Origin of the sequence: Tumebacillus amylolyticus (genome assembly GCF_016722965.1) — a bacterium.
GTDB classification, from domain to species: domain Bacteria; phylum Bacillota; class Bacilli; order Tumebacillales; family Tumebacillaceae; genus Tumebacillus; species Tumebacillus amylolyticus.
Genome location: NZ_JAEQNB010000017.1, coordinates 1 through 5,634, shown reverse-complemented (window position 1 = coordinate 5,634; position 5,634 = coordinate 1). Strand labels below are relative to the sequence as shown.

Here is a 5,634-nt window from a genome sequence, read left to right as displayed (position 1 = left end):
TTGCATGTATTAGGCACGCCGCCAGCGTTCGTCCTGAGCCAGGATCAAACTCTCAATAAAAGTTTGGTTCGCTGACTCGAATCGATCTTCATCTATCACTCGTTTAGTTTTCAAGGATCAATCATGTCATCCGCTTGTCTCTCGCGGCGACAAGAGTTATCTTAACATGCCCGATATCTCGTCACAACTCGACATTTCCTCAAATTTCCGCTGAGTGAAACAAAAAGCCGCATTTCAGCGGCTCTCCTGAGACAAGCTCGTTTTTTTGTTCTCATGCAACGCCGCTCGGTAGACTTCACGAAACGGAACCCCATTTTCACGCGCCACCCGCGCAACATCCTCATACTCCGGCGTCTCTTGCAACACGCGTCCGTTGAGACTCCCGATCTTCACACGAACTGATCCATACGGTGTTTCCACAGTCTCAAACTCTCGCGCCAGAGCACGTCGAGTCCAAATGCTTTGCCGAACTCCGAACGTCGTAGTCTCCCGCAACAAAATCTCCTCCAACCGCGACACATCAACTGAAGCGCACAGTACGCTGACCAGCGTGCCAGGGCGGTTTTTTTTCATCTGAACGGAGGTGTAGTAGACGTCGAGGGCCCCGTTCTCGAACAAACGTTCCATGACGTAGCCACAAGTTTCAGCCGTGCAGTCATCCACCTGCGCTTCGAGGACATGGATCGTTTCGCGGCATTCACTCCCCACGGCTTGTCCAAGCATCGCCCGCAAGACATTGGGATGCTCCGGGAAGTTCTTCGTCCCTGCGCCATACCCAATCGCGTCCACCGTGAAGTTTTCAAGCGGACCAAACCGAGTCGCCAAAGCCCGAAGTACACCGGCCCCCGTTGGAGTGGTCAGCTCTCCCTCAGCCGGGGACTTCGCAAGCGGAATGCCTTTTAAAAGTTCAGCCGTTGCGGGCGCGGGGACGGGATACAGGCCATGTGCCATTTTTACTTTTCCATAACCTGTAGGGACGGGAGACGCGTGAATCTCGTCAACGCCGAGGTTCTCCATCGCAAGGCAAGCGCCGATGATGTCGAGAATCGAGTCCATCGCGCCCACTTCATGAAAATGCACCTCTGCCGGGTCAATCCCGTGAATCTTCCCCTCCGCCACCGCAATCGCATCAAAAACAGCCCCACTGCGCGCCTTCACCCGCTCCGGTAACTCACTCTCCCGAATCATCTCCAAAATCATCGCCGCCCGCCGATGCTCGTGAGCGTGTGAATGCCCATGCAAAAGTCCATCCTCATGCGTATGCGAATGAGTATGACCGTCTCCATGCGAATGCTCATGTTCCCCAACCTCCGGCAGCCGCATCCCCAACTTCTTCGCCGTAATCCCCAACTTGTCCACCGTATCTACCCAGAGATCAAACTCATCCACAGGAAGTTTCTCCAACTCGCTCTTTACATACTGCAGGTCGGCGCCGAGATCAAACAGCGCCGCCAGCAGCATATCTCCACTAATTCCGGAGATGCAATCAAGATACAAAGTCCGACTCATCCTTCCAAACTCGCTCCTTCCAAGATCGCTTGTTGCAAAATCGACGCCGCATACGCCGCGCCAAATCCATTGTCAATGTTGACCACCGTCACCCCCGCCGCACAAGACGTCAACATCGAGAGCAACGGCGTCAACCCCGCAAAGTGCGCTCCATACCCCACACTCGTCGGCACCGCAATCACCGGACGCCTGACCAATCCGCCGATGACGCTCGACAACGCGCCTTCCATCCCCGCAACCACGATCACGACGCTCGCCCGTTGCAGGCGGTTGCGTTGCGCCAACAGCCGGTCGATGCCTGCCACGCCCACGTCATAGATGCGATCGACCTCACTTCCCATCCACTCCGCCGTCCGCGCAGCTTCCTCCGCAACCGGCACATCGGCCGTCCCCGCAGAAACGACCGCAACCACTCCGCCAAATCGACGCTCTCCCCCGCCGAACGTAATCAACCTCGCCATCGGATCAAACTCCGCATACGGCACGCTTTCCCAAACTTCAGCCGCCATCGCTTGATCCGCCCGCGTCACCATCGCCCGGCCATGCCGTTCAACCAGCTTGGAAAAAATCGCCCGGACGTGCTCGGGCGCTTTTCCCTGGCCAAAAATAACTTCCGGATACCCCGTCCGCTTCTCCCGTGCATAATCAACCTTGCCAAACCCCAAATCTTCAAATCCACAAATCTCCGCCTCCGCTTGCTCCACCGTCAACTCCCCTTCGCGCAAACGGTGCAATACGACGCGCAACTCCCGCTCTTTTTCCCTCATTGCTTGCCTCCGTTCCCAAGACCCAGCGTTTCATTCATCGAACCGCTGCGGTACCCTTGCAGATCGAGAGTCACGTACGAAAAACCTTCCTCTTTCAGAATCGCCGTAATCTCGTCGGCATATTCGACCGCCCGCGCCAACTCCTCGCGAAGCACTTCCACCCGCGCGATTTTGTCATGATGTCGCACGCGAATCTGCCGGAATCCAAGTTGACGCAACTTCTCCTCGCCGCGATCCAACTGCTCTACTTTTTCAAGCGTAATCAAATCTCCGTACGGAATCCGCGACGACAAGCACGCAAACGAAGGCTTCTCCCAGTTCGGCAACCCCATTTCCCGCGCCATCGCGCGCAATTCTTCCTTATAGATTCCGGCTTCTTGCAACACCGACCGAATCCCAAACTCCTTCGCCGCCTGCCGCCCCGGACGATAATCTCCGAGATCGTCCATGTTCGCCCCGTCGAGCACACAGGCAATCCCGCGCTCCTTTGCCAATTGCGTCAGACTTTCGTACAGACCCGACTTGCAGTGGTAGCAGCGATCCGGGTTGTTCGCGACAAAGTGCGGATTCTCCATCTCGCGAATCTCGATCACCTCATGCCGAACCCCCAACTGTGCCGCAAGTTCCATCGCCTCGCGCAATTCGCGATCGGGGAACGTCTCGCTCGCCGCCGTAACCGCCAACACTTTATCACCCAGAACCTCATGCGCACAGGCCAACACAAACGTACTGTCAATCCCCGCCGAAAACGCAACGATCACCCCATCCAACTCTTGCAGAATCGCGTATACCTGTTCTTTTTTCGACTTCTCCATATGGAAAATCTCCCCTTTCCTTTCCCAGGGACATGCGGTATTGTTACAAGTGCGCATACTACATACCTAGGAGGTGACAATCCCAATGATGCTGTCAAAAGAAACGGTATACGATCTGGAGAACTTTTATGACCGAATTGCTGACGAAGACGAAGAACTCGTCGACCAACAGTTCACCAAACTTGAAACTCTCCACCAAGACGTGGTGAAGAAAAACAAGTACAAAAAAGACGACATCGACGACAAACTCGTCACCCTCTTCGTCCAATCGGCAACTTCGCAAGGAATTGAAGAGAAGTGGGCCAAGGGCTACCTCTTCTACGAATACTTCGACAAAGAGTAAGCGAAAAAAGACTCGATCCGCTCCCGGACCGAGTCTTTTCCTTTTTCCCTCATTTCGCTTGCGTTCTCCGCTTTGCACGACGCGCATTTAACACGGCGGCCCACGTTTCTCCAAGTCGCACGGCAGCGAGACCTGCTAAATCGAGCTCGAGACCGGAGATTCCACGGACCGGCGGCTGTTTTTCCGGCACTCGCGGTTTTGGGATGTGGGGTTCGTCTTGACGGGGTTTCTTGCGCGTGAACACTTGTTCGAAGTCCATTGCGTGCCGGTCACGCTCTGTGAGAGCCGGCAGTTTCCAGCGCTTCCTCAGCGTCCGAATCATCGAACCGTGCTCCAATGGCACTTCGTTGCCGCTTTTGTCCTTCGGGCGGAACACCGTGCCCTGTTCGATATAAGGCGACACCAACACCGTACACACCCGCACCCCCAGACGATCGAAACGGAATCCCTCTTGCCCGGCCGGAGCTCCCGGATCAGGCGGCGTAGTGGCAGGAGGCAGAACGTGATCGTAACAGCCACCGTGCTCGTCATACGTAATCACAAACAACGTACGCCTCCAATTTTTACCCTTTCGCAACGCTTGGTACACGTCGTAGATCAACCGTTCCCCCTCGGCGACACTGTACGGTGGATGCTGGTCACTACGTTTCCCGCGCCAGTTGTTGAAGCACGGTTCGATGAACGTATAATTCGGCAACGTCCCCTCCTCTGCGTCCTTGTAAAACTTCTGCATGAAGTGGAAGTTAGCATTCCAATGCTTCGCGAGTTGCTTGAAGTGGATCAACATCGTCAACGACACGATCGTTTGCGCGTCATAATACACGCCCCACGAAAGCCCCGCATCCGACATGCGATTGAAGATCGTCGCTGTGTCATTTTTCAACCAATTGATGTACGGCCAGTTGTCCACCAGCCCTGCCGAAGTTCCCGCATGAAAAAACGACCGGTTCGCCCACGTCTGACTTGGCACCGAACAAAACCACGAGTCGCACACCGCATACTGATTGGCCAACGCAGAGAGCACCGGCACCTGATCTGGCGTGAATCCGTTCATGATTTTTTTGTAGGAGGCATAGCTGGTTGGTTTCCCATCTTTGCCGAGCATTCCGATGTAATCCTGCACAAACCCTTTCATCGGCTCTCGGCCCCCGTACACCTGCGTGTTCACTTGCCGGTACACCTCGCCCGGATCGGTCGTAGGATCGAGATCATGGCTCCCTCTCCCGACCGGCACCACGCGTCGCCACGAATCTTGCGCCTCTTTGGGAATCGGATTGGAAAGTTGCTTGCCCGCCACCCCGTCAAACGCCTGCCCACGAGGCACTTTGTCAAAAGGCGGTTTGTTGCCCTTGGCATACAGCCATCCGGCCATGTTGTCAAACGAGCGGTTTTCCATCATCAACACGACAACATGGTCGATCTTCTTGAGTTTCTTACACATCCCCTTCAACTCCCACCCTTGTACTAGTACAAGATATGAAAAAAAGACCCGATCCGTCACGGACCAAGTCTTTCTCCACGCTCACAACATCAACTGGTAAAACTCCACATCTTGCCATGCGTCAAACTTGTAACCAACCTGCCGAAAACGACCACACAACACAAAGCCAAACGCCTCATGCAACTTCACACTGCCTTCATTTCCCACCGTAATCCCCGCGATCACCGTATGATACCCCGCATCGCGAGCGAGTTTTAAAAGTTCTTCTAACAGTGCCTTTCCAATTCCTTGGCGCTGGTAGCGCTCATCTATGTACACAGAGTTCTCCACCGAATTGCGGTACGCCGGCTTGTCACGAAACTTCGAGAGACACCCGTACCCTGCGATCTTGCCGTCCTTTTCTGCGACGATCAGCGGATGTTGGTCGTCATACTTGTGAAACCAAGCTTCGCGCCGCTCATACGTCTGCAACTCCAAGTCAAACGTCGCCGTTGTCGTCTCCACGGCCCGGTTGTAGATCGAGAGCATTGCCGGAAGATCTTCAATTCTCGCCTTACGGATTGTCACCATCTCATGACCCCTCCTCTTGGAAAAAAGGCTCGATTCTCACGAGAGAATCGAGCCTTTCTTATTCATATGCCTCGCGACGTCCTACTCTCCCGGGACCCTGCGGTCCAAGTACCATCGGCGCTGGAAAGCTTAACTTCTGTGTTCGGGATGGGAACAGGTGTGACCTTTCCGCCATCATCACGAGACATG

The 5,634-nt window shown here is 54.8% G+C and carries 6 protein-coding genes and 2 rRNA genes; 1 reads left to right on the top strand and 7 read right to left on the bottom strand.

Going from position 1 to position 5,634, the window contains the following annotated elements:
• From JJB07_RS23405 to larE, 4 genes are all read right to left on the bottom strand, one after another.
• Nucleotides 1-60 (bottom strand): 16S ribosomal RNA (locus JJB07_RS23405); the annotation flags it as partial.
• 174 nt (nt 61-234) lie between these two features.
• A complete protein-coding gene (larC, locus tag JJB07_RS23400) occupies nt 235-1,509 on the bottom strand; it encodes a nickel pincer cofactor biosynthesis protein LarC (protein ID WP_201638484.1) in 1,275 nt (424 codons plus the stop codon).
• Nucleotides 1,506-2,276, bottom strand: a complete 771-nt coding sequence (gene larB / locus JJB07_RS23395) for a nickel pincer cofactor biosynthesis protein LarB (protein WP_201638483.1) — start codon at nt 2,274-2,276, stop codon at nt 1,506-1,508. Before larB ends, larC begins: the two co-directional genes overlap by 4 nt.
• A complete protein-coding gene (larE, locus tag JJB07_RS23390) occupies nt 2,273-3,091 on the bottom strand; it encodes an ATP-dependent sacrificial sulfur transferase LarE (protein ID WP_201638482.1) in 819 nt (272 codons plus the stop codon). The genes larB and larE overlap by 4 nt, the downstream gene beginning before the upstream one ends.
• 85 nt (nt 3,092-3,176) lie before the next feature.
• Between larE and JJB07_RS23385 the strand changes: the two genes are divergently transcribed.
• On the top strand, nt 3,177-3,434 hold the full coding sequence (locus tag JJB07_RS23385) for a hypothetical protein (protein WP_201638481.1): 258 nt from the start codon (nt 3,177-3,179) through the stop codon (nt 3,432-3,434).
• Between the two features lie 49 nt (nt 3,435-3,483).
• Here JJB07_RS23385 and JJB07_RS23380 read toward each other — a convergent pair whose 3' ends face one another.
• From JJB07_RS23380 to rrf, 3 genes are all read right to left on the bottom strand, one after another.
• Nucleotides 3,484-4,875 (bottom strand): alkaline phosphatase family protein, encoded by a 1,392-nt coding sequence (locus JJB07_RS23380; protein WP_201638480.1) that lies wholly within the window; start codon nt 4,873-4,875, stop codon nt 3,484-3,486.
• A gap of 81 nt (nt 4,876-4,956) precedes the next feature.
• Nucleotides 4,957-5,445 (bottom strand): GNAT family N-acetyltransferase, encoded by a 489-nt coding sequence (locus tag JJB07_RS23375; RefSeq protein WP_201638479.1) that lies wholly within the window; start codon nt 5,443-5,445, stop codon nt 4,957-4,959.
• 68 nt (nt 5,446-5,513) lie between these two features.
• A 5S ribosomal RNA gene (gene rrf, locus JJB07_RS23370) occupies nt 5,514-5,630 on the bottom strand.
• Nucleotides 5,631-5,634: the final 4 nt, after the last annotated feature.

Bases quoted from the DNA above. Each gene is read 5' to 3' on its own strand.
- larC (WP_201638484.1), bottom strand. From the start codon at position 1,509: ATGAGTCGGACTTTGTATCTTGATTGCATCTCCGGAATTAGTGGAGAT.
- larB (WP_201638483.1), bottom strand. From the start codon at position 2,276: ATGAGGGAAAAAGAGCGGGAGTTGCGCGTCGTATTGCACCGTTTGCGC.
- larE (WP_201638482.1), bottom strand. From the start codon at position 3,091: ATGGAGAAGTCGAAAAAAGAACAGGTATACGCGATTCTGCAAGAGTTG.
- JJB07_RS23385 (WP_201638481.1), top strand. From the start codon at position 3,177: ATGATGCTGTCAAAAGAAACGGTATACGATCTGGAGAACTTTTATGAC.
- JJB07_RS23380 (WP_201638480.1), bottom strand. From the start codon at position 4,875: ATGTGTAAGAAACTCAAGAAGATCGACCATGTTGTCGTGTTGATGATG.
- JJB07_RS23375 (WP_201638479.1), bottom strand. From the start codon at position 5,445: ATGGTGACAATCCGTAAGGCGAGAATTGAAGATCTTCCGGCAATGCTC.